21 protein-coding genes and 1 tRNA gene are annotated in these 20,624 nt (G+C 64.8%); 7 read left to right on the top strand and 15 right to left on the bottom strand.

Annotated features, from left to right (window positions below):
- Positions 1 to 32: 32 nt before the first annotated feature.
- The 9 genes from IE101_RS03525 to tgt all read right to left on the bottom strand — a co-directional run bounded on the left by IE101_RS03525 (position 33) and on the right by tgt (position 8,457).
- A complete protein-coding gene (locus IE101_RS03525; protein WP_189632391.1) occupies positions 33 to 398 on the bottom strand; it encodes a hypothetical protein in 366 nt (121 codons plus the stop codon).
- The gene (locus IE101_RS03530) at positions 398 to 1,969 is read right to left on the bottom strand and encodes a hypothetical protein (protein ID WP_189632392.1); all 1,572 of its coding nucleotides are present in this window, start codon (positions 1,967 to 1,969) and stop codon (positions 398 to 400) included. Before IE101_RS03530 ends, IE101_RS03525 begins: the two co-directional genes overlap by 1 nt.
- Positions 1,970 to 1,971: 2 nt before the next feature.
- Positions 1,972 to 2,184 (bottom strand): hypothetical protein, encoded by a 213-nt coding sequence (locus IE101_RS03535; protein ID WP_189632393.1) that lies wholly within the window; start codon positions 2,182 to 2,184, stop codon positions 1,972 to 1,974.
- 1 nt (position 2,185) lies between these two features.
- Entirely contained in the window at positions 2,186 to 2,443 is a 258-nt protein-coding gene (locus IE101_RS03540) for a spike base protein, RCAP_Rcc01079 family (RefSeq protein ID WP_189632394.1), read from the bottom strand.
- A gap of 242 nt (positions 2,444 to 2,685) precedes the next feature.
- Positions 2,686 to 2,760: transfer RNA gene (locus IE101_RS03545), tRNA-Val, on the bottom strand.
- Between the two features lie 19 nt (positions 2,761 to 2,779).
- Complete coding sequence (locus IE101_RS03550; RefSeq protein WP_189632395.1) at positions 2,780 to 3,229, bottom strand: HU family DNA-binding protein; 450 nt, start codon at positions 3,227 to 3,229, stop codon at positions 2,780 to 2,782.
- Positions 3,230 to 3,350: 121 nt separating this feature from the next.
- Positions 3,351 to 5,759, bottom strand: coding sequence for an endopeptidase La (lon, locus tag IE101_RS03555; protein WP_189632396.1), 2,409 nt, complete (start codon positions 5,757 to 5,759; stop codon positions 3,351 to 3,353).
- A gap of 160 nt (positions 5,760 to 5,919) precedes the next feature.
- On the bottom strand, positions 5,920 to 7,197 hold the full coding sequence (locus tag IE101_RS03560) for a PAS domain-containing protein (protein ID WP_189632397.1): 1,278 nt from the start codon (positions 7,195 to 7,197) through the stop codon (positions 5,920 to 5,922).
- Between the two features lie 129 nt (positions 7,198 to 7,326).
- Positions 7,327 to 8,457, bottom strand: a complete 1,131-nt coding sequence (gene tgt / locus IE101_RS03565) for a tRNA guanosine(34) transglycosylase Tgt (RefSeq protein ID WP_189632398.1) — start codon at positions 8,455 to 8,457, stop codon at positions 7,327 to 7,329.
- Between the two features lie 167 nt (positions 8,458 to 8,624).
- Here tgt and IE101_RS03570 point away from each other — a divergent pair, with 167 nt between their 5' ends.
- The 5 genes from IE101_RS03570 to IE101_RS03590 all read left to right on the top strand — a co-directional run bounded on the left by IE101_RS03570 (position 8,625) and on the right by IE101_RS03590 (position 14,754).
- Entirely contained in the window at positions 8,625 to 10,799 is a 2,175-nt protein-coding gene (locus tag IE101_RS03570) for an esterase-like activity of phytase family protein (protein ID WP_189632399.1), read from the top strand.
- A 145-nt stretch (positions 10,800 to 10,944) separates the two neighbouring features.
- Complete coding sequence (locus IE101_RS03575; protein ID WP_189632400.1) at positions 10,945 to 11,814, top strand: universal stress protein; 870 nt, start codon at positions 10,945 to 10,947, stop codon at positions 11,812 to 11,814.
- 87 nt (positions 11,815 to 11,901) lie between these two features.
- Positions 11,902 to 12,690: a 5'/3'-nucleotidase SurE gene (gene surE, locus IE101_RS03580; protein ID WP_189632401.1), complete on the top strand. Its 789-nt coding sequence runs from the start codon at positions 11,902 to 11,904 to the stop codon at positions 12,688 to 12,690.
- The gene (locus tag IE101_RS03585; RefSeq protein WP_189632730.1) at positions 12,690 to 13,355 is read left to right on the top strand and encodes a protein-L-isoaspartate(D-aspartate) O-methyltransferase; all 666 of its coding nucleotides are present in this window, start codon (positions 12,690 to 12,692) and stop codon (positions 13,353 to 13,355) included. The genes surE and IE101_RS03585 overlap by 1 nt, the downstream gene beginning before the upstream one ends.
- Before the next feature lie 70 nt (positions 13,356 to 13,425).
- The gene (locus IE101_RS03590; RefSeq protein WP_373296044.1) at positions 13,426 to 14,754 is read left to right on the top strand and encodes a M23 family metallopeptidase; all 1,329 of its coding nucleotides are present in this window, start codon (positions 13,426 to 13,428) and stop codon (positions 14,752 to 14,754) included.
- A gap of 126 nt (positions 14,755 to 14,880) precedes the next feature.
- On the opposite strand, the gene IE101_RS03595 is transcribed toward IE101_RS03590, so the two are convergent.
- Genes IE101_RS03595 through tatA form a run of 4 tightly spaced genes read right to left on the bottom strand, consistent with a single transcriptional unit; the run spans position 14,881 to position 17,392 of the window.
- Positions 14,881 to 15,735: an ATP-binding protein gene (locus tag IE101_RS03595; protein ID WP_189632402.1), complete on the bottom strand. Its 855-nt coding sequence runs from the start codon at positions 15,733 to 15,735 to the stop codon at positions 14,881 to 14,883.
- Positions 15,732 to 16,613, bottom strand: a complete 882-nt coding sequence (gene tatC, locus IE101_RS03600) for a twin-arginine translocase subunit TatC (RefSeq protein WP_189632403.1) — start codon at positions 16,611 to 16,613, stop codon at positions 15,732 to 15,734. The genes IE101_RS03595 and tatC overlap by 4 nt, the downstream gene beginning before the upstream one ends.
- A gap of 6 nt (positions 16,614 to 16,619) precedes the next feature.
- A complete protein-coding gene (tatB, locus tag IE101_RS03605) occupies positions 16,620 to 17,132 on the bottom strand; it encodes a Sec-independent protein translocase protein TatB (protein ID WP_189632404.1) in 513 nt (170 codons plus the stop codon).
- A gap of 44 nt (positions 17,133 to 17,176) precedes the next feature.
- A complete protein-coding gene (gene tatA, locus IE101_RS03610) occupies positions 17,177 to 17,392 on the bottom strand; it encodes a twin-arginine translocase TatA/TatE family subunit (protein ID WP_189632405.1) in 216 nt (71 codons plus the stop codon).
- A gap of 161 nt (positions 17,393 to 17,553) precedes the next feature.
- Here tatA and IE101_RS03615 point away from each other — a divergent pair, with 161 nt between their 5' ends.
- Positions 17,554 to 17,925: an antibiotic biosynthesis monooxygenase family protein gene (locus IE101_RS03615; protein WP_189632406.1), complete on the top strand. Its 372-nt coding sequence runs from the start codon at positions 17,554 to 17,556 to the stop codon at positions 17,923 to 17,925.
- A gap of 32 nt (positions 17,926 to 17,957) precedes the next feature.
- The gene (locus tag IE101_RS03620; RefSeq protein WP_189632407.1) at positions 17,958 to 18,671 is read left to right on the top strand and encodes a helix-turn-helix transcriptional regulator; all 714 of its coding nucleotides are present in this window, start codon (positions 17,958 to 17,960) and stop codon (positions 18,669 to 18,671) included.
- Here the strand turns inward: IE101_RS03620 and IE101_RS03625 are convergent.
- A complete protein-coding gene (locus tag IE101_RS03625; RefSeq protein ID WP_189632408.1) occupies positions 18,631 to 19,737 on the bottom strand; it encodes an ABC transporter ATP-binding protein in 1,107 nt (368 codons plus the stop codon). The two genes, IE101_RS03620 and IE101_RS03625, sit on opposite strands and share 41 nt — an antisense overlap.
- 69 nt (positions 19,738 to 19,806) lie before the next feature.
- A complete protein-coding gene (locus IE101_RS03630; RefSeq protein WP_189632409.1) occupies positions 19,807 to 20,586 on the bottom strand; it encodes an SDR family oxidoreductase in 780 nt (259 codons plus the stop codon).
- Positions 20,587 to 20,624: the final 38 nt, after the last annotated feature.

The following is a 20,624-nucleotide window of genomic DNA, read 5'->3' on the forward strand; positions in this document are numbered from 1 at the left end:
CCCGCCTTGCGGCGGGGCTGAACATCGGGGCGTCAGAGGTCTGCATCCCCGGGCGGCAGCGTGACCCCCAGTTCCGCAAGTGCGGCATCTGGCGCATCTGAGAGCACCGCGACCAGTGCTGTCGGATCCGCCGCCCCGCCAAGGCGGATGCAGCCCTGCGCGCGCCGCGCCGCAGCCAGATCGCAACCCCATGCGGGCGCCCCGAGACTGGCGGTCGCCACAGATACGAACCCTTCCCCGACAAGGGCCGAGGCAACGGCATAGGCGTTCCCCGCAGCATCGCGCCAGGCGGCAGCGCCATAGGTCTGATCATCGTCAGGGCCAAGGCCGATACAGCGTGCAAGCTGGTTCGCATCAGCGCGCAGGGCAGCAGGACAGGCGATTGTCACCCGTGGCATCAGAATCCCCCCGTATTTGCATTTGTCGCATGTTCCATCATGGCAAGCTGAGGCCCACCAAGCAGCGCATTCACCGCAGTCAGGCCGAAGAGGATGCCGCTGAAGGGCAAGGACGTGCCTGCCCGCATCCCGATATAGAGCGGGTTGGTGTCATAAGCCGAACCCGCGCCCTGATCTGCCGCCGAAGTCCCGGTTTGCGCAGCGTTCCGCCGCAAGATCAGGGTGTCGGTGGTGATCTTCGCTTGCCCGGTCACGACCGAGGTATTGGGCGCAGCCACCGCAGTTGTGGAAACTGCCGTTGCCGATCCGGACGAGAGGAAGCCGTAATCGTTCAGGCCCGAAGAAGGAGCATTCAGCTGGAAGTTTCGCTGGTTCGCAAGGGGCCCAAGTTCTGCAACCATGCCCCGTGCCGCGTCCGACAGCTTCCGCAGACCCGCCGTGACCGTTACTTCATCGGTGCCCCAGGCGATATTCCCGGTTTGCAGGACGTCATCCACCCCGTCGAACATCAGGCCATAACAGTCCTGCACGCCGGGTTCGGTCAGGTCGTAGATCGAAGCCGCGTTTTGCAGCGCCGTAACCGTCGATCCATATTCCACCTGCCCGCCGCCAATGCGAAGGGTCACATCAAATGTGGCGCCCGCACTGAAGCGAACATACATACCATAGGCAGTCGCCTCGGCCATATTGGCAGGCACGGCAAGATCAGCCGCAGAATACCGCTGCCATGTTGCTGTCGGTGTAAATAGTGCACCTGCTCCGAGAACAGGGGCCAGAGAAGCATCGCGACCATTCAAGAATTGGTAAGTGCTCACCCCGCTGGAAAGACTACCACCAACCACCTGAACCCAATGCGAATATGAAACCCTGGTGGCACCCACCGGAACTTTCTGCGCCAAGTCAGAGCCAATATTGCGGAATTGTGGCGATCCGGCAGTGTTGGTGCCTGAGTAGCGAATATCGACCCATGAAATGCCATCGGTGACACCCTTGCCGACAAGTTCCGCTGCAATCCCCGATGCGGGAAGTGGTCCGCCCAAGTATTGTCCACGGTCCCTGTAATCCGCGGCCAAGACGCCAATGGGGACAGCATCCCATTGATTGCGCGGCAGGATGTTTCGCTGACCCGTTTTCGGGCGCCGGGTCAGCACCGGGCGTCTGGAGGCGGTGGCCTGCGTGGCGTGATTGCCCCGGCCGCTCTTGTCGCGGATCAGCGCGACGGATTGGCCCACAGCAGTGACGGGAACCGCGCCCGCCACATCCTGAAACATCGACCCGAAATCCGAAGGATCAAGCCATATACCCTGACGGCCGGCAAAGATCGTGGCCGGAATCACCTGATCGGGGTCGTTCAGCCAGCTGCGCTTGATCAGAAACGAGGCGCCCAGTTCGGTGGCCGCAACCGTCATCGCGGGGGTACTGGCCCCGTTCATCAGGCTGCGCAGCGCCCCCCAGGTGGTGACAGCGGCGGTAGCCGTCGATCCGAACCAATAGCTGGAAATGGCGCGCAGGCGCGACACCATCACCGCCGTCGTTTCAGTTCCGGAAAAATCGGTTGTGATTTTCGGCATGATTACACCCAGGCTGCAGCGTCACTGTGCGCGCCGATCGGATCAAAGATCCCGGCGGACAGAAACCAGGGCTGGTTCAAGAGAATCGCGTCTTGATGCGATCCCGCGGCATTGAATCGCTCGCCGGCACAGAACCAGGTGGCAAGTTCGGCCAGGCGCCGCTGCGGATCGGGGGCTGATCTGGGGGGGACAAGCGACAGGCCCAGCGACAGCATCTCAGGCCCACCCGATCAGCGCCGCCGATGTGCCGGTGGCGCGCACGCGCACGGCACGGAACGGCAGGATCTGCCCGGCGATCAGGTTATAGGTGATGACCGCCCCGGCTCGGTCCTCAAGCGTCGCCGTGCCCGAGGTATTGGCGTAAAGCGCCCGCGGGATTGTGGCCAGAAAGGCCGTATCGCTGGGCACGATACCAAAATGCTGCGTTGCGGGGCTTTCGAGTCCCTGCGCATGGAGCTGAAACTGGTCTTCCACTTCGCGTCTCCTTCATGTCGAAGAAGCCCGGCACGGGGCGGGGCATGATCGGGCGGCGACAGGTTGACTGTCACCGCGTCCATCGTGACCTCGCATGCAAAGTGCAAAGACCGCCCTACCCGACCGGACGGTGCGGTAGGCCCTGTTAACGATTTTGCGCAGGGAAATCGGGCGGCGGGTCAGGCCCGGCCGGGCAGAAACGCAAAAGCCGTGACGCTAAGTCACGGCTTTTACTGGAATAATGGTGGGCGATAAGGGATTTGAACCCCTGACATCTTCGATGTGAACGAAGCGCTCTACCGCTGAGCTAATCGCCCGATGGAGGGGTGTTTACCCTCACTCTTCGGCGGCTGCAACCCCCTCCGGCATATCTTTTTTGCGCGATTTCTTTTCGCCGTCGCGCGCGTTTGCGGGCTTGAGCTTGAGCGTCAGGGTCCCGCCTTCGGCACCACCGGCCTTGCGGCCGACGCGCGCCTTGCCCAGCGGCGGAAGGTTCAGGTCATGGCCCTTTGCCAGCGCAGCACTGATCACGGCCAGCGTGGCCTCGACCGTTTCCTTGATCTGCTTTTTCTTGCCGCCGGTGGTCTTGGCGACTTCCTCGACAAGAGCCTTGAGCTTGAGAACCTCGCTCGCGGCCTTGACCGTCACCTCGGGCAGCGCCGCCTCGACCGACGGCTCGGTGGCAGGTTTGGCCGCAGTCGTGCTGCGGCGCGTCGTCGCCGAGGTGCTGCGCGGTTTGGTCGTTTTCGGCGCGGTCGTCTTGGCGTCCGACACTTTGGTGGCCATGGTCTTCCCCATTGTTTCTTATGATGAAACGACAATACCTAAGTTTGGCCGATCCGCAACAAATGGCGGGTCCGGAAGCAGCAAAAGAAAAAGGGCGCGGTCGCCCGCGCCCTTTTTCTGATCAATGGGCCAATTGCCCGGCCTGAGGCTCAGTCGCTGCCTTTCGCGCAGCGGCAGCCGCCTCCTCGGCAGCCTCATCCCATTCGACCGGCTCGGGCGTCCGCACAAGGGCGTGTTTCAGGACCTCGCGCACGTGGGTCACGGGGATGATTTCCAGCCCCTGCTTCACGTTTTCCGGGATCTCGGCCAGATCCTTGGCGTTGTCCTGCGGAATCAGCACCGTCTTGATCCCCCCGCGCAGCGCGGCCAGCAGCTTTTCCTTCAGCCCACCGATGGCCAGCGCATTGCCGCGCAGCGTCACCTCGCCCGTCATTGCCACGTCCTTGCGGACCGCAATGCCCGTCAGCACCGAGACGATCGAGGTCACCATCGCCAGACCGGCCGAGGGGCCGTCCTTCGGCGTAGCGCCTTCGGGGACGTGGACGTGAATGTCGATCGTTTCGAATTTCGGGGGTTTCACCCCGATCTCCGGGCTGATCGAGCGCACATAGCTCGACGCAGCCTCGATCGATTCCTTCATCACATCGCCCAGTTTCCCGGTCGTCTTCATCCGGCCCTTGCCCGGCAGCTTGAGCGCCTCGATCTGCAACAGATCGCCGCCCACGCTGGTCCAGGCCAGCCCCGTGACCACGCCCACCTGATCGGCCTCTTCGGCCAAACCATAGCGGTAGCGCTGCACGCCCAGATAATCGGCGGCCTTCTCGGGCGTCACCTCGATGCGCTTGGCCTTGTCGCGCAGGATTTCCGTCACCGCCTTGCGGGCCAGTTTCGCAATCTCGCGCTCCAGGTTCCGCACGCCCGCCTCGCGGGTATAGTAGCGGATCACATCGTTCAGCGCCGCATCGGTCACCGCGAATTCGTCCTTCTTCAGACCGTTGGCTTCGATCTGTTTCGGGATCAGGTGGCCCTTGGCGATTTCGCGCTTCTCATCCTCGGTATAACCCGCGAGGCTGATGATCTCCATCCGGTCAAGCAGCGGCCCCGGCATGTTGTAGCTGTTGGCCGTGGTCAGGAACATGACGTTGGAAAGGTCATATTCCACTTCCAGATAGTGATCGACGAAGGTCGCATTCTGTTCCGGGTCCAGTACCTCCAGCATGGCGCTGGCCGGGTCGCCCCGGAAATCCTGCCCCATCTTGTCGATTTCATCGAGCAGGATGAGCGGATTGTTGGTCTTGGCCTTCTTCAGCGCCTGGATGATCTTGCCCGGCATCGACCCGATATAGGTGCGGCGGTGGCCCCGGATTTCGGATTCGTCGCGCACGCCGCCAAGGCTGATGCGGATGAATTCGCGCCCCGTGGCCTTGGCCACGCTGCGCCCGAGCGAGGTCTTGCCGACCCCCGGAGGACCGACGAGGCAGAGGATCGGCCCCTTGAGCTTGGCCGAACGCGCCTGCACCGCAAGATATTCGACGATGCGCTCCTTGACCTTTTCCAGCCCGTGATGATCGGCATCCAGCACCTTCTGCGCGGCGACCAGATCCTTCTTCACGCGGCTTTTCACGCCCCACGGCACGCCGAGCAGCCAGTCGAGGTAGTTGCGGACCACGGTCGCCTCGGCGCTCATGGGTGACATGGACTTGAGCTTCTTCAGCTCGCCCTCGGCCTTTTCGCGCGCCTCTTTCGACAAGGCGGTCTTCTTGATGCGCTCTTCCAACTCGGCCAGTTCGGATTGCCCGTCCTCGCCGTCACCCAGCTCCTTCTGAATGGCCTTCATCTGCTCATTCAGATAGTACTCGCGCTGCGTGCGCTCCATCTGGCTTTTCACGCGGGATTTGATCTTCTTTTCCACCTGCAGCACGGACATTTCGCCCTGCATGTGGCCATAGACCTTCTCCAGCCGTTCGGCCACGTCGAGCGTTTCCAGAAGTTCTTGCTTCTGGGCGACCTGAATCCCCAGATGACCGGCGACCAGATCGGCCAGACGGGCCGGATCGCGGGTATCCGACACGGCGGCCAGCGCCTCTTCGGGGATGTTCTTCTTGATCTTCGCGTAGCGCTCAAATTCTTCAGCCACGCCGCGCAGCAACGCCTCGACGACCGACTGGTCACCGGGGCTTTCCTCCAGCGGCAGGACTTCGGCCTCGAAGAAGGCGTCATTGTCGATGAAGCGGGCAATCTTGACCCGCGATTTGCCTTCCACCAGCACCTTCACGGTGCCATCGGGCAGCTTCAGCAGTTGCAGCACATTGGCCAGAACCCCGGTGCGGTAGATGCCATCCGCCGTGGGCTCATCCACCGTGGGGTCAATCTGGCTCGACAACAGGATCTGACGATCCTCGGCCATCACTTCCTCAAGCGCACGCACCGATTTTTCCCGCCCGACAAAGAGCGGAACGATCATATGCGGAAACACCACGATGTCGCGCAGCGGCAGCACCGGATGGCTTTGTGAAATGAGATCGCTCATGCGCGTTTCCTTTCTGGCAGGAAGACCCTGGCCCCGACCGTCGGCAGCTCCGGCCTCCCCCTCTGCTCCCATATCTGGGGGTCTGCCACACGAGTGTCAACATACCCTCAACGTTCCACGACACACCGTTCCGTCACCAATCCGTGTCGCGCGGCCGCAGTCAATAGAGATGCGACAACGGATCAGACCGCAGGCGGTAGCGCTTGAGATGGTCCATCGCGTGCTGCCCCGATCCGTCGATCTCATCCAGGATACGGCCGATTTCCTCTTGCAGCCCGTCCAGACGCGCCACGATGGTCTCAAGCCCCTGGGACCGCACGGCCAGCATGCCGCTTTCCACCCGGCAGGCGATCCGGACGATCGACAGGCCGATGATCAGGCGGCGCAGCTGATCGACATTGCGCCGCATGTCGGACACGGTCTGCATCACCTCGTCGAGCGCGCGGTTTGATTGCGTGGCAGCCCAGGTTGCGCGCGAATCCAGCAGCGCCATTTCCGTGTCACGGCAGACGCCCCGCAGGTCGCAGTGTTCCGCCCGGAACCGCGCTGCGGCCTCGGCCATCAGCCGGGCGGTCGTCATGCGAAAGACAGCCCGCGCCTCGGGCGACGCGGCAAAAGGATCTTCGTCCTGCACCACGGAATTGAAGGCGGCCAGGCTGGTCTGGATTTCGCTGACCATCAGACCATAGTTCTTGGCGATCTCGCTGATGGTGCGACGCCCTTCGCGCAGCTTGGTCGCAATCACCTGCATGTTGATCGTAAGCAGATTGGCCCCGGCAAATCGGGCGTTCAGGTCGCTGACCTCGGACCGCAGGCTGCGGGCATTTTTCAGAACCCCCGTCAGATCCTCGATATCGGCATCAGGGCCCTCGCCAAGCCCCGCGCGGCGCGACTGATATTCAGCGGCGATGCAATCGGCCTCGAAACAGGCATAGTTGCGCCATCCCAGCGCCCGCAACCGTTCCAGCAGCGCCATGCCCGATTGCTCGGGCGTCAGGCCCTCTTCCTTCTCGCGGCGCAAGAGATCGGCATATTCGCGCTGCACGGCACCGAACAGCGATGAACTGGGCTTGATGCGGACAGACAGATAGCCGCCGTCAATGGGCTGGATCACCGCAAAGACCCAGTAATGCAGCCCGTCGCGCGCGCGGTTCTTCACATATGCGCCCACCAAGCCCCCGCGATGCAGCCCTTGCCACAAAAGCCAGAACACCCCTTTGGGCATATCCGGGTGGCGGATAAGACGGTGCGGTGCATTCAGCAGGTCTTCGGGCTGATAATCCGCCACGCGCAGAAAGATGGTGTTGAAGGCCGCGATGACCCCGCGCAGATCGGTGCGCGAGAAGAACATCTCGTCAAGGTCGAACGGCGCCTCGCCCGTGGCGGGCCGCGGCCTGAAATCGGCCGATTGGCCGAACAGGGAACCGTCGGCGCTCATGTCCGGCCCGCGTGGAAATGGATGTGCTGCATGTTATCCCCCAGATGATCACGAAGCCCTGCCCTGTCGCGCCACACGGGATACGGACAGGGCAAGGCTTCGTTTTAGGGGGCAAGAACCGGGCCAACCTCAAAGCGGCTCGATATCTCCTTGTGCGCGCTCTGCGTGAAAATCCGCGACGAAGGATTGCAGGCGGTTTTCGAAAATCGCGTCACGCAGGCCCTGCATCAACTCTTGGTAGTAGTGCAGATTGTGCCACGTCAGCAGCATGGAGGAGATGATTTCCTGCGCGCGGAAGACATGATGCAGGTAAGCGCGGCTGTAGTTGCGGCACGCCGGGCAGGTGCAGTGTTCATCCAGAGGGCGAGGATCGTCCTGATGGCGCTGGTTCTTGATGTTGACCTGGCCCCGGCGCGTCCAGGCCTGGCCCGTGCGCCCCGAACGCGACGGAAGGACGCAGTCCATCATGTCGATCCCGCGTTCGACGGCACCCACGATGTCATCGGGCTTGCCCACCCCCATCAGATAGCGCGGCTTGTCCTCGGGCAAGAAGCCGGGGGCATAGTCCAGAACGCTGAACATGGCCTCTTGCCCCTCGCCCACGGCCAGACCGCCGACAGCATAGCCGTCAAAGCCGATGGATTTCAGCGCCTCGGCCGATTCCTCGCGCAGATCGCGCGTGACACCGCCCTGCATGATCCCGAACAGCGCATGGCCCGGCCGGTCGCCAAAGGCATCGCGCGACCGCTGCGCCCAGCGCATCGACATGCGCATGGATTTGGCAACAACATCATCCGTGGCGGGCAGCGCGGGACATTCGTCGAAACACATGACGATGTCCGAGCCGAGCAGCTTCTGGATCTCCATGCTGCGTTCGGGCGTCAGCATATGCTTGCTGCCATCGATATGGCTGGAAAAGCGCACGCCCTCTTCCGTCAGTTTACGCAGGGACGACAGGCTCATCACCTGAAAACCGCCGGAATCGGTCAGGATGGGGCGTTCCCAGTTCATGAAGCGGTGCAACCCGCCCAGCGCCGCAATGCGTTCGGCCGTGGGGCGCAGCATTAGGTGATAGGTATTGCCCAGCAGGATGTCGGCCCCCGTGGCGCGCACCGATTCCGGCATCATCGCCTTGACGGTGGCGGCCGTGCCCACCGGCATGAAGGCGGGGGTGCGGATCTCGCCCCGCGGGGTCGAGATGGTTCCGGTGCGGGCCTTGCCGTCGGTGGCATGGACCTGAAAGCCGAATCTTTGGGTCATGGCGGTCTCCGATCTGCGGCCTTGATAGGCGAAATGCGCAAAATTCCAAGGGTGCCGGGGGCGCGATGCCAGCCACAGCATCACCAAACCGTCATGCCTGCGTGATCCACCTGTCATCAAAGCGCGCCATTGCTGCGTCCGACAGACCCCGAACAGGAATGCACACCATGGCCCTGCGCCCCCTTTGCCTGACCTCTGCCCTTGCGCTGATCGCAGCCACCCCTGCCCTGGCGGAACCGATGTTCAACCGCATCTCGACCTTCGCCACGCCGCTGAACATGGCGGCGGGTGAAGATACCGCGCGCGCCTCCTCGGCCGAGATCATCGCCGCGACGGAAGACGGGCAGACGCTGGTCTATTCCGACAGCCCGCTGGGCGTGATCGGACTTGTCGATATCTCGACGCCCAGCACGCCGAAGCCGCTGGGCAATATCCCCATGGGCGGGGAGCCCACGACGACCCAGATCATCGGCGGCTTGGCCTTTGTGGGGGTGAACACATCGGAAAGCTACACCGCCCCTTCGGGCAAACTGGTGACGGTCGATCTTGCGGCCCAGGCGATCACCGCCGAATGCGATCTGGGCGGCCAACCCGATGCCGTGGCCAAGGCCAAGGACGGCAGCTTCCTTGCCATCGCCATCGAAAATGAGCGGGACGAAGAGGTGAATGACGGCGCCCTGCCGCACATGCCTGCCGGTTATGTGGTGAAATTGCCGCTCACCGACGGCGCGGTCGATTGCGCCGGTCTGCAGAAGATCGACCTCACAGGGTTGGCCGAGGTCGGCGGCGATGACCCGGAACCGGAATATCTGGATGTGAACGCCGCGGGCGAGATTGTCGTTACCCTGCAGGAAAACAACCACATCGTCGTGATCGGCGCCGATGGTAAGGTGGCCAGCCATTTCAGCGCCGGGGCCGTGGATCTGACCGGGATCGACACCAAGAAGGACGGCCGTCTTGATTTCACCGGCAGCAAGGACGGCGCGCTGCGCGAACCCGATGCCGTGAAATGGATCGACGCCGACCATTTCGTTACCGCCAATGAAGGCGATTACGAAGGCGGCGCGCGGGGTTTCACCATTTTCGCGCGCGACGGCAGCGTCGTCTTCGAATCCGGCGCCGCGCTGGAGCGCGAGATTGCCGCCATCGGTCATTACCCCGATCACCGTAACAAGAAGGGGGTCGAAATCGAGAGCGTCGAGATCGCGACCTTTGATGGCCAGCCCTTGCTGTTCGTGGTGTCGGAACGCGCCTCGATCGTTGCGGTGTATGACCTGAGCAATCCGTCCGCCCCGGTGCTGAAACAACTTTTGCCCTCGGGTGTGTCGCCCGAAGGTCTGGTGGCGATCCCCGGCCGCAATCTGCTGGCCACCGCGAATGAGTTGGACCTGCGGGAAGACGGCCTTGCCCCGGCCCATGTCATGCTGTTTGAGCGGAGCGAGGCACCCGCAGCTTATCCGACGCTGACCTCCGCCGGGACCGAGCCGCTAATCGGCTGGGCCGCGCTGTCGGGCCTTGCTGCAGATCCGGCCGTGCCGGGCAAATTCTTTGCCATCAGCGACTCGGTTCTGGGCGGCGCGCCTGCGATCTACACCATCGACGCCACGCAGACCCCGGCCCGGCTCACCTCGGCCCTGCCGGTGACGCGCAATGGCGATGCGGCACAAAAGCTTGATCTCGAGGGGATCACGCTGGATGGCGAGGGCGGGTTCTGGCTTGCCTCGGAAGGGCGCAGCGACCATCTGGTCCCCCACGCCGTCTACCATGTCGATGCCGAGGGCGCGATTGACCGCGAAATCGCCCTGCCGCCGGAACTGCTGGCACAGGAAACCCGTTTCGGGCTGGAAGGGATCGCCCTGCAGGGCAAGACGCTCTGGCTCGCCATGCAGCGCGAATGGAAGGATGACCCCAAAGGCATGGTCAAACTGCTGGCCTTCGATACCGAGGCCGAAGAAGGTGGCTGGTCGGCGCTGCACTATCCGCTGAATGCCGTCGAGGGTGATGCCTGGGCCGGTCTGTCGGAACTGACCATCGCGGGCGACTGGATGTATCTGATCGAACGTGACAATCAGATCGCTGACAAAGCCCGGCTGAAGCAGCTGACGCGGCTGAAGCTGTCGGACCTTGCCCCGGTGGCGCTGGACCAGCCCCTTCCGGTTGCCAGCAAAGAGGTGGTTCGCGATCTGCTGCCCGACCTGACGGTGCTGAACGGTTATGCCCCCGACAAGGTCGAAGGCTTTGCCATCGACGCCGCAGGCGACGCCTGGTTTGTGACCGACAATGACGGTGTGGATGACAGCTCGGGCGAAACGCTGCTGCGCAACCTCGGCAAACTGGACTGATCAGCGGGCAGGACGGAAGGCCCCGGTGGACGTCGGGGCCTTTTTCCTGCGGGAACGGAACGGCGCAACGGGGGTTGATACGGATCATGGCGCCCCCAGGCCGGGCCTGCCACCCTGCCCTTGCCCGGACCGATCAGAGATGCCCATGACCGATACCCCCCTTCCCACAGCGCTGTCGGTTCTCATTGCAACCGATCTGACACCACGCGCGGCCCCAGCCTTGGCGCGGGCGGCCCGCCTGCGCCCGGCAAGGGTGACGCTTCTGCATGTCACAGAGGCCGACCTGCCCGCCGGGCTGCAAGAGGATCTGGCCCCCTCGGTGCAGGCGGCCCTGTCCCATGCCGCAGCGGTGGCCGGTCTGCCAGAGCAGGTGATATTGCAGATCCGGGCGGGGCATGCCCATGTCACCATCTGCGACAGCGCCGATCAACTGGGGGCGGACCTGATCCTGATGGGGCGCCATCGACAGGAAACCCTGGGCGATGTGCTGACCGGAACCACGCTGGAACGGGTGATCCGCCACGGCGGCCCGCCCGTGCTGATTTGCCAAACTACAGAGGGCAAACATTGGCGGCGCGTGCTGGTCGCGACCGATCTTTCGCCCGCGTCGGTGCCGGGGCTGGACTGGCTGGCCCGGTCGGGCCTGTTGCGGGGGGCCGAGGTGACGCTGGCCCATGCCTTCCATCCCTTGGGCCAGGGCCTAGCCCGCCCGCTGGGTGCCACCGGGGCGCCCGCGACCGACCATGAAACCCGCGACGCAGAGGCGGCCCTTGTGGCCTTTGCGGAACAGACAGCTCTCGCCCCCCTCTCACCCCGGCTGCGGCTGGTGGCGGGCGCCCCGACACCCGCGCTGACCGCGCTGATGGCCCAAGATCCGCCCGACCTGCTGGTCATGGGCACCCACGGACCATCGGGCCTTTTGCGCGGACTGATCGGGTCTGTCGCTCAGGCCCTGCTGCGTGGACAGCGCTGCGACATGCTCGTCCTGCCCACCCCGGCCCCCCGGTCTGCTTGACCCGAAAACCACGCCCGCCCCCTACGCGCCGCTTGCCGCGTGCGCGCCCCTCGTCTAAGCAAGAGCCCAAAGATTGCGGGGGGCGGGATGCGTATTCTGATTACCAATGATGACGGGATCAATGCCCCGGGCCTTGAGGTTTTGCACGACATCGCAACCGAAATCGCCGGCCCCGGCGGCGAGGTCTGGACCGTGGCCCCCGCCTTTGAACAATCGGGCGTCGGCCATTGCATCAGCTACAGCCGCCCCATGATGATCGCCCGTCTGGGGGACCGCCGCTATGCCGCCGAAGGCAGCCCCGCCGATTGCGTCCTGGCCGGGCTTTACGATGTGCTGGAAGGCGCGCGGCCCGATCTGGTGCTGTCGGGGGTAAACCGGGGCAACAATGCTGCGGAAAACACCCTCTATTCCGGCACCATCGGCGGCGCGCTTGAGGCGGCGCTGCAGGGCATTCCTGCGATTGCGCTGTCGCAATTCATGGGCCCGCAAACCGCCGATCTGGCCGATACTTTCCAAGCCTCGCGCCAGCATGGCGCAGCTACCGTGCGGGCGATCCTTGAGGCGGACCTCTGGCAGCCCGAAGCCGATTACCGGATCTTCTACAATGTGAACTTCCCCCCTGTCCCCGGTGCAAAGGTCAAGGGGACGCGCGTGGCCCCGCAGGGCTTCCGCCGCGAAACCTCTTTCTCGGCCGAGCCGCAGATTTCGCCCTCGGGGCGGCGCTTCCTCTGGATCAAGGGCGGCCCGCAGCATACGCCCACCGCGCCGGGCACCGATGCTGCGGTGAACCTTGACGGCTATATCTCGGTCACGCCCATGCGCGCCGATCTGACGGCGCATGACGTTCTGGCCGATCTGGCGGCGCGTCTGGCATGATGCAGGGCACGCCGGATCATCACGACGAGGGACCGGCCGAACGCAAGATGCGGTTTCTTTTTGCGCTGCGGTCGCGCGGGGTGACGGATGCCCGCGTGCTGACTGCGATGGAACGGATTGACCGGGGGCTTTTCGTGCGCGGCATCTTTGCCGACCGCGCCTATGAGGACATGCCGCTCCCCATCTCCTGCGGGCAGACGATCAGCCAGCCGTCGGTTGTGGGGTTGATGACGCAAGCGCTCAATGTGCAGCCGCGCGATGTCGTTCTCGAGATCGGGACCGGGTCTGGCTATCAGGCGGCAATCCTGTCGTTGCTGGCACGCCGGGTCTATACAATCGACCGCCACCGGCGCCTCGTGCGCGAAGCGGTGGAGCTGTTCCGCGACCTGAACCTGCCCAATATCACGGCCGTGGCCCGGGATGGCAGTTTCGGCTGGCCGGAACAGGCGCCCTTTGACCGCATCATCGTGACCGCCGCCGCCGAAGACCCGCCGGGGCCGCTGCTCGCGCAGCTGAAGCTTGGCGGGATCATGGTCCTGCCGGTCGGCCAATCCGATACGGTCCAGAGCCTGATCAAGGTCACCCGCACCGAACGCGGCTTTGACTACGAGGAACTCCGCCCGGTGCGCTTTGTCCCTCTGGTAGAAGGGCTTGCGTCGGATTAGTCTCCCGCGCACAATATTCAGCGTAACGCGACGCGACCCGGGGCCAACCGGGCAGGATCGAGGCCGAGCCATGCGACAGATTTCTCCCCTTTCCCTTCCCCGTCTTCTGGGCATGGGCAGCGCCCTGATGCTGCTTTCGGCCTGCGGGATGGGTGGTGGCAAGCCCTTTGACTGGGACTTCCGCCCCGGCGCCCTCTCGACCGCCGATGCCGCCCGTGGCGCCGCTGCCAGCCGCCCCACACCCGACGCACGCGGCGTGATCTCATACCCTGGCTATCAGGTCGCCGTGGCACGGCGCGGCGATACCGTCAGCAGCCTGGCCGCCCGCGTGGGCGTGGATCCGGGGGAATTGGCCCGCTACAACGCCATGCAGCCTGGCGGCACTCTGCGGGAAGGTGAGGTCATCGCCCTGCCACGCCGCGTGGCCGAGGCCGGAGGCGCCATGCCCACCGCCGCCCCCGGGGCCATCGTCGGCGCGCCGATCCGCGCCGGTGCCATCGACGTGACCTCGATCGCCGGTCAGGCCATCAACCGCGCCGCCCCCGGCATGCCCGCAGGGGCGACGGGTGCCACCACCTCGAAAACCCCGGGCGCTGCCCCTGCCGGCTGGCAGAAAGGCCCCGACGCGACGAGCCAGGCCCCCGGCGTGGAACCCGCCCGCCACCAGGTGCAGCGCGGCGAAACCGCCTTCACCATCGCGCGGGCCTACAATGTCTCGCCCAAGGATCTGGCCGACTGGAACGGGCTGGATGCCAATCTCTCGGTGCGCGAAGGGCAATATCTGCTGATCCCGGTGGTCGCGGCCGCCGCTGCACCCGCCGCCCCGGTGGCCGTCCCCATGGCAGAACCCGTGACCCTGCCGGGCAGCGGTTCGCCCACCCCCGTGCCGCCCTCGGCGGCCAAGCCGCTTCCGGCGCAGGATGAACCGCCGATTGCCGCCGCCCCGGCCCCCGCGACAACCAGCCCCACCGCCAAAGCGCCCGCCCCCGCGGCGGCACCTGCGCCCAGCAAACCCGTGGCCGACCTCGGCGCTACCCGCAGCGACAGTGGCGGCAAACTCGCCATGCCGGTGGGTGGCCAGATCATCCGCGGCTATTCCAAGGGCAAGAATGATGGCATCGACATCGGCGCCGCGGCCGGTACCAGCGTTGCCGCCGCAGGCGACGGCACTGTTGCCGCCATCACCAAGAATACCGAAGGCGTGCCGATCCTCGTGATCCGTCATGCCGACAACCTGCTCACCGTCTATGGCGGCATCGATGCGGTAAGCGTGGCCAAAGGCGCCACCGTCAAACGCGGCCAATCCATCGCCAAGGTCCGAAGCGGGAATCCGTCCTTCCTGCATTTCGAGGTTCGCAAGGGCTTTGATTCCGTCGATCCGACGAAATATCTGCAGTAAGGGCCACCGCCCCAACGTCAAAAGGCCGGGCATTTGCCCGGCCTTTTTCATGCCTCGATCCGTCATCCGCACCGCGGCAGCCGGTCCGGCGGGGGCTCGATGCCCCGGCCGGGCCGCCCCCGCCCGTCAGGAAATCCTTGCGCCGTAGCGGGCGGCGAGATCGGTAAAGAACTGCCAGGCCACCCGGCCCGACCGTCCACCCCGCGTGGCCTGCCATTCGATCGCCTCGGCGCGCAGCACCTCGGGCGCCACCGCCACGCCATGGGCCGCACAATAGCCCTCGATCATCGCCAGATATTCGTCCTGCGAACAGGGATGGAAGCCCAGCCACAGCCCGAAACGATCGGAAAGCGAAACCTTCTCCTCGACCGCCTCGCCGGGGTTGATCGCGGTCGAGCGTTCGTTTTCGATCATGTCGCGCGGCATCAGATGCCGCCGGTTCGACGTGGCATAAAGGATCACATTCTCGGGCCGCCCCTCGATCCCGCCATCCAGCACGGCCTTCAGGCTCTTGTAATGCTGGTCATCATGGCTGAACGACAGATCATCACAGAACAGCACAAACCGCGCAGGCGCGCCCCGCAACACGTTCAGCAGCCGCCCGACCGAAGGCAGATCCTCGCGGGCCAGCTCCACCAGCTTCAGGTCATGCCCTTCGACCCGCACGGCGGCATGGACCGCTTTCACCAGGCTCGATTTCCCCATGCCCCGCGCACCCCAGAGCAGCGCGTTATTCGCGGGCAGCCCCTTGGCGAAATGCAGCGTATTGGCAAGCAGCGTATCGCGCGAGCGGTTGATCCCCACCAGAAGCGACAGATCGACCCGCGCCACTTTTGCCACAGGCTCCAGCCGGTCGGGCGCCGTATGCCAGACGAAGGCCCCGGCCGATCCGACATCGGGTACCGGATGCGGCGGTGGGGCCAGCCGTTCAAGCGCCTCGGCGATCCGCTGAAGCGCCGCAAGAGGCAGCGTCTCACTCATGCTGCGTCCCCTTCATCCTCATCTTCATCCCACAGCCCCTCGGCCCGCAGACGCGCTTCGCGCTGCTTTTCGATCCGGCGGATCAGGATCACCGAGATCTCATACAAGGGATAGACCGCAGCAAAGAGGATAATCTGGCTCATCACATCGGGGGGGGTGGCCACAGCGGCCAGGATCAGGATCGCGACTACGGCATATTTGCGCATGGCCGACAGACCGGCAGCTGTGACGATCCCCGCCTTGCCCAAAAGCACCAGCAGGACCGGCAGCTGGAAGCACAGGCCGAAGGCCAGCACGAATTTCATCGTCAGGCCCAGATATTCCTGCGCCGACCCCTGAAACACGATCCCCGGAACATTCGGGTCTGCCGTGGCGCTGGCCGCGGCCTCGCCCCCGGCGGTCGCAGCCGCAGTTGCGACCTCGGGCCCGATCTGCTGAAAGCCCAGAAAGAACGCAAAGGCCATCGGCAGCACGACATAATAGGCAAAGGCCGCACCCAGCATGAACATGGCCGGCGAGGCGATCAGGAAAGGCAGCAGCGCATTCTTTTCCGACTTGTAGAGCCCGGGCGCCACAAAGCGCCACAGCTGGAACGCGATGACCGGAAAGGCCAGCACAAGGCCACCGAACAGCGCGATATTGATGGCAACGAAGAACCCTTCCTGCGGCGAGATCAGCTGCAACATGCAGTTCTGGCCGGTTGCGGCCAGGGCCTCGCAAATCGGATGCGACAGGAAGTTGAAGATCTGCATCGACAGCGGATAAACCGCAAACATCGCCACAATATAGGACAGCACCGCCCAGATCAGGCGGCGACGCAGCTCCGCAAGATGTTCGACCAGCGGCGCTGCGGTATCGTCGATCGTATCATCAGTCATCTCAGATCATTCCCCGGCCTTCTGCGCCGCAGGGGGCACGGCCGTCTTGTCAGAAGCCGCAGGTGCGGCGGGCGGCGTGGCCGCGACAGGGGCGGGCTTCGCCCCCGTTTCGGTCGCCAGCAGCAGGCTGTCCTCCAGATCGGCATCCGCCTCGATTTCGGCCGCGGTGGCTGCGGTCCGGGCACGTTCGGCGGCGGCGGCCGCCGCCTTGTCCATCGGGGTGGGGGTCTGGCTGGGCTTGGTCGGGTCCCAGCTTTCAAACTTGGCGGCAGCCCGATCCAGGGCATCAAGCCCCAGGCTCTTTTTCGACACGATGTCATTCATGTCGCGCCGCATCTCATCAAGACCGGTGGACTTCGCGGCATCGTTCATCGCCGACTGGAACTCGCGCCCCATGGCGCGCAGTTTGCCGGTAAAGCGTCCAAGCGTATGGAACATCCGCGGCAGGTCTTTCGGGCCCACCACGATCAGCGCAACGATCCCGATCAGGATCAGCTCGCTCCAGCCGATATCCAGCATTCCCTAACGCGCTCCGCTTGCCTGAGGGGGTCCGGCCCGGTGGCTCAGACCTTGTCCTTGTCGATGGTGGACGGGGTCACGTCCCGCGCGGTATCGGACGAGGCATTTTCGACCTCGGCGGCGCTGTCCTTCACGCCCTTCTTGAAGGCGGTGATGCCCTTGCCCACTTCGCCCATCAGATTGCTGATCTTCCCACGCCCGAACAGCACCAGCAGCACCACGGCGATGATGAGGATTTCAAGCGGCCCGAATCTTCCCATGTCAGTCTCCTATTGGATGCACCCGCATCCCGGTTCCCTTTCATTCCTGCCCCCACAGCCCGGCAGGCGCAGCAGAAAAACGCGTGACCGGGGCGGATTGCTGACAGGTATATGTCAGTTGCCCCCTGCCATACCGAACCGGCATGACAGAGGAGTTTCCCATGCCTGACACCCAAGACCTACCGCAGATCGCCGAGGCCAAGGCCCAAGCCACGCCCGCCCCCACCGCCGCCCTGGTGGCCGAGATCGTGCGCTTTCGTCTGAATGAAACCATTACGGAACAAACACTTGTTGATTTCGCCCGTGCGACCGGGCCGCTGGTGCGCGCCTGTCCCGGCTTTCTCGGGCGGCACTTGATGCGGGATTCGGATGGGGTCTGGACGGACCTTGTGCTGTGGGAAAACCTTGATGCGGCGCGAGCGGCGGCCCTTGCCGTGACAGCAGACCCGGCCTTCGCGCCCTTCATGGCGGCGCTCGATGTCAGCAGCATCGAGATGTCCCATCAGCCGGTTCTGTGGTCTTTGGACGGTTGACGCGACCCGCCGTTGGGGTGAGTCTGTGCGCCATGCGCCGCACAGACCGCCTCTTCGAACTGATCCAGCTTTTGCGTGACGGGCGCCTGCACCGCGCGTCAGAGCTTGCCGAACGGCTGGAGGTTTCGGTCCGCACGATCTGGCGCGACATGGCGACGCTCATGGCCTCGGGCCTGCCGGTCGAGGGTGAGCGCGGCGTAGGCTACATCCTGCGCGCCCCGATCACCCTGCCGCCGATGATCCTGACCTCCGAGGAAATGGAGGCGCTGCGTCTGGGCGTGCGGCTGGTGGCGGAAGGAGCCGACCCCGGTCTTGCCCGCGCCGCGCGCGGCCTGGCCGCCAAGATCGCCGCCGTCATGCCCGTGACCAGCGCCGAAGACCCCGATGACCTGTTCGTCTTTACCGGGGATGAGGCGACCCGCGCCGCACCCCACCTGCCCATCCTGCGCGCCGCGATCCGCGAGCGGCAGCGCGTCTCGATTACCTATATCGATGTCAACGGCGGCGAGAGCCACCGCGACATCCGCCCGCTACAGCTTGAATTCTGGGGCCGCATCTGGACGCTTGCCGCCTTTTGTGAGGCCCGCGGCGATTTTCGCAGCTTCCGGCTCGACCGGATCGTCTCGATCCACGAAACCGGTGAAACCTTCCCGCGCGAGACGGGCCGCGAACTGGCCGATTACAAGGCCCGCATCGCGACCGAGCTTATGCCGGAAATACGAAACAACGATCGCGCCGGATCATGAGCCAGAGAACCGTGCCCGGCTTGGGCAGGAATACCCCCGGTACCGCAGCAGTCAGCTTCTCGCCCGCATAATCCATCGAGAATTCGACAAGGCTTTCGCGCCCCAGAAAGCGCGACCGCACCACCGTGCCGCGCGCGGGCGTGCCGTCCATCGGCGTGGGGTTCGGGCCGCGCCCGCCGCGGTCAAAGTCGATCTTCAGATGCTGCGGTCGGATGATGATTTCGACCGGCGCGCCATCGGCATGGCCGGGCGTCAGGAATTCGCCGAAGGGGGTCAACGTCAGCGCCCCGCGCGAAACACCGCGGATCACATTGACATCGCTGAAGAAAGCGGCGGCGGCCTTATCGGCGGGGCTGTTGTAGATGTTGTAGGGCGACCCGCATTGCACGATCCGCCCGCCGCGCATCAGCGCGATCTCGTCAGCCATGCGCAGCGCCTCATCTGGTTCATGCGTCACCAGCAGAACGGCGGCGCCTTCTTCCTTCAGCACCTCAAGCGTGGTGTCGCGGATGCCGTCACGCAGTCGGTTGTCGAGGCCCGAAAACGGTTCATCCATCAGCATGATGCGCGGGCGCGGCGCCAGCGCCCGGGCCAGCGCCACGCGCTGCTGTTCGCCGCCCGAAAGCTCATGCGGGTGCTTGGCGCCATAGCCCGAGAGGTTCACCCGATCCAGCAGTTCACCCACCCGGCGGGACTTGGCCTCACGGTCGCCCCGCAGGCCAAAGGCCACGTTCTGGGCCACGGTCAGATGCGGAAAAAGTGCGAAGTCCTGAAACATCAAGCCCACGCCGCGCGCTTCGGGCGGCAGGCTCAGCCCCGGGCCGCAGACCTCGGCCCCGTCGATGCGGATATGGCCTGCATCCGGCGTATCCACCCCGGCGATCATCCGCAGTGTCGTGGATTTCCCGCAGCCCGACGGCCCCAGCAGGCAAGTCACCTGCCCCGCGGCAATGGTCAGTGACACCCCGTCCACCACCGGGCGCCCGCCGAAGGTGCGGCTCAGGGATTGCACCTCAAGCCGGGGCGGCGCAACGGCGGGAACGGAACTGAAGACAGGATGCGGCACGGCCCTACCCGAGAGATTTCATCGGAATTCTGCCTAGCAGGCCCCCCCGGCCGAGACAAGCCGCAGGCATCACAGCGTGGAATTGAAGGCCCCACCATCCACCAGCAGGTTCTGCCCCACGATGAAGGCCGCCTGCTGCGAACAGAGAAAGGCGCAAGCCGCGCCGAAATCGGCGGGCGATCCATAGCGACGGGCGGGAATGCCCGCCATCCGCTGCGCGCGGGCCGCCTCACGCGTGATGTTTTCGGCCTTCATCACCCCCGCATCCAAGGCCTCGGCCCGGTCGGTATCATGGATGCCCGGCAGCAGGTTGTTGATGATGACACCATGGGGCGCCACCTGCCGCGCTGTGCCCGCAACATAGCCCGTCAGCCCCGCCCGCGCGCTGTTCGACAGGCCCAGAACCCCAATCGGCGATTTGACCGAGGCCGAGGTGATATTGACCACCCGGCCCCAGCCGCGGTCGATCATGCCGGGCAGCAGCGCCTTCATCAACGCGATGGGCGTCAGCATATTGGCATCCAGCGCGCGGATGAAATCCTCGCGCTCCCAATCGGGCCAATGGCCGGGGGGCGGACCGCCGGCATTGGTGACAAGGATGTCCACCGCACCCGCTGCCGCCAGAACCTCGGCCCGGCCCTCGGGGCTGGTGATATCGGCGGCGACCGTGATCACGTCCACGCCAAAGCGGTCGCGCATCGCGGTGGCAGCGGCCTCAAGTGCCTCGGTCCCGCGCGCGTTCAGCACCAGATCAACGCCTGCCTCGGCCAATGCCTCGGCGCAGCCCCGGCCCAGCCCCTTGCTGCCCGCACAGACCAGCGCCCGCTTGCCCCGAATACCCAGATCCATGCCCCGCCCCCTTCGCGCATCATGATGATCCGAACCTA

The sequence above is a fragment of the Gemmobacter lanyuensis genome (genome assembly GCF_014652355.1).
Classification (GTDB): Bacteria; Pseudomonadota; Alphaproteobacteria; order Rhodobacterales; family Rhodobacteraceae; genus Gemmobacter; species Gemmobacter lanyuensis.

Excerpts from the sequence above, each read along its gene's own strand:
- IE101_RS03595 (WP_189632402.1), bottom strand. The coding sequence starts at position 15,735 with ATGAGTGAGACGCTGCCTCTTGCGGCGCTTCAGCGGATCGCCGAGGCG.
- IE101_RS03590 (WP_373296044.1), top strand. The coding sequence starts at position 13,426 with ATGCGACAGATTTCTCCCCTTTCCCTTCCCCGTCTTCTGGGCATGGGC.
- tgt (WP_189632398.1), bottom strand. The coding sequence starts at position 8,457 with ATGACCCAAAGATTCGGCTTTCAGGTCCATGCCACCGACGGCAAGGCC.
- IE101_RS03530 (WP_189632392.1), bottom strand. The coding sequence starts at position 1,969 with ATGCCGAAAATCACAACCGATTTTTCCGGAACTGAAACGACGGCGGTG.
- tatA (WP_189632405.1), bottom strand. The coding sequence starts at position 17,392 with ATGGGAAGATTCGGGCCGCTTGAAATCCTCATCATCGCCGTGGTGCTG.
- IE101_RS03525 (WP_189632391.1), bottom strand. The coding sequence starts at position 398 with ATGCCACGGGTGACAATCGCCTGTCCTGCTGCCCTGCGCGCTGATGCG.
- IE101_RS03570 (WP_189632399.1), top strand. The coding sequence starts at position 8,625 with ATGGCCCTGCGCCCCCTTTGCCTGACCTCTGCCCTTGCGCTGATCGCA.
- tatB (WP_189632404.1), bottom strand. The coding sequence starts at position 17,132 with ATGCTGGATATCGGCTGGAGCGAGCTGATCCTGATCGGGATCGTTGCG.
- tatC (WP_189632403.1), bottom strand. The coding sequence starts at position 16,613 with ATGACTGATGATACGATCGACGATACCGCAGCGCCGCTGGTCGAACAT.
- lon (WP_189632396.1), bottom strand. The coding sequence starts at position 5,759 with ATGAGCGATCTCATTTCACAAAGCCATCCGGTGCTGCCGCTGCGCGAC.
- IE101_RS03615 (WP_189632406.1), top strand. The coding sequence starts at position 17,554 with ATGCCTGACACCCAAGACCTACCGCAGATCGCCGAGGCCAAGGCCCAA.
- IE101_RS03585 (WP_189632730.1), top strand. The coding sequence starts at position 12,690 with ATGCAGGGCACGCCGGATCATCACGACGAGGGACCGGCCGAACGCAAG.
- IE101_RS03535 (WP_189632393.1), bottom strand. The coding sequence starts at position 2,184 with ATGCTGTCGCTGGGCCTGTCGCTTGTCCCCCCCAGATCAGCCCCCGAT.
- IE101_RS03620 (WP_189632407.1), top strand. The coding sequence starts at position 17,958 with ATGCGCCGCACAGACCGCCTCTTCGAACTGATCCAGCTTTTGCGTGAC.
- IE101_RS03550 (WP_189632395.1), bottom strand. The coding sequence starts at position 3,229 with ATGGCCACCAAAGTGTCGGACGCCAAGACGACCGCGCCGAAAACGACC.
- surE (WP_189632401.1), top strand. The coding sequence starts at position 11,902 with ATGCGTATTCTGATTACCAATGATGACGGGATCAATGCCCCGGGCCTT.
- IE101_RS03575 (WP_189632400.1), top strand. The coding sequence starts at position 10,945 with ATGACCGATACCCCCCTTCCCACAGCGCTGTCGGTTCTCATTGCAACC.
- IE101_RS03630 (WP_189632409.1), bottom strand. The coding sequence starts at position 20,586 with ATGGATCTGGGTATTCGGGGCAAGCGGGCGCTGGTCTGTGCGGGCAGC.
- IE101_RS03560 (WP_189632397.1), bottom strand. The coding sequence starts at position 7,197 with ATGAGCGCCGACGGTTCCCTGTTCGGCCAATCGGCCGATTTCAGGCCG.